A 1153-nucleotide genomic window follows, 5' to 3' on the forward strand; every position below is an offset into this window, starting at 1 on the left:
CAGCCATGTATTCTTTAATTATAAGTAATTAAACAAAACAATAAAAGTATTTAATGTTTTGCAAGCATACTAAAATGGGCCCATGCTCTCGCATGTTTCCATTTTAGGCTTGTTGGGGGTTTTCCCCCAATCCCCCTATATCAAAAATTTTTAGAAAAATTTCATTTTACCCCTTATGGAAACAAAGTTTCCATGCTAAATTAAGAGCATAAACAGAAATTAGCTAATTTAAATTAGGGGAGGAATTATGTGAATAAATTTAGAAAGTTTCTTGTACCAATATTAATATTTTTAATAGCATTTATAATTTTAACTCCATCAGTTCAAGCAGCAATTTGGGATTCCTTATGGTCAGATGGAGGGGATGAAAAAACAGTAAACTTTTTAAAAAAGTATCAAGATTATTTATCGTATGGAAACTTTTTTACGGTAATGTTTCATTGGATGGGATGGGCATTGATTAAAGGACTCTATTTTCTAACAAATGGGGTTGAAGGGTTAATACCAGACTCCTTAAGTTTGTTGAGTTTTTTAGATGATTCAGGAATACAGGGTATTACAAAAGCTATTATTAATGATCTTGTAGTAACACTCATGGTTTTGACTTTGGTGTACTTAGGATTTAAAACTGTTATTGCAAAAGAGCCTCCAAAATTTAAGTCATTAGGAGTAAATATATTTATTTCAGCTTTTCTTATTTTGGGATTACCCACTTTGATGACTACAATGCAAGATATTTCTAAAAACTTCTTTTACGCAACACAAACTGCTGGGAACAATGAACAAGTTTCAAGTTTATCCTGGAATCTCATTCAAGAAAATGTGGCTGATCTACTTTACATATCATCTCAAGGATTTTCTACTCTTGATAATAAAGAAAATAAAAGAAATGAATTAACACCTGACTCATTCAAAATAACTAATTTAAATGCGTTAATCACTTCAGACACTATCGATGATGTTGAGGGTGAAGAAGTAAAACATCTTGCGTATAAACTCGATACAAATGAAAACGGTAAAGTCATTGCAGATAAAATTAAAGGAGGAGTATTTGCTTTTTTTAATGACTCTTTTAAAGAAGGATATTTCCGTTATCATGCTAATTTCACACCCATGATAATAGGGGGACGGTGACGGCCCAGGTCCGCCGGGT

General features: G+C 32.1%; 1 protein-coding gene. It reads left to right on the plus strand.

Annotation, left to right across the window (positions count from 1 at the left end; translation table 11 throughout):
- The first annotated feature begins 249 nt into the window (after positions 1-249).
- Positions 250-1134, plus strand: a complete 885-nt coding sequence (locus ACFCZ1_RS38565; protein ID WP_376682919.1) for a pLS20_p028 family conjugation system transmembrane protein — start codon at positions 250-252, stop codon at positions 1132-1134.
- Positions 1135-1153: the final 19 nt, after the last annotated feature.

It is taken from the genome of Streptomyces sp. NPDC056224, from assembly GCF_042267665.1.
In the GTDB taxonomy this organism is placed as follows: domain Bacteria; phylum Actinomycetota; class Actinomycetes; order Streptomycetales; family Streptomycetaceae; genus Streptomyces.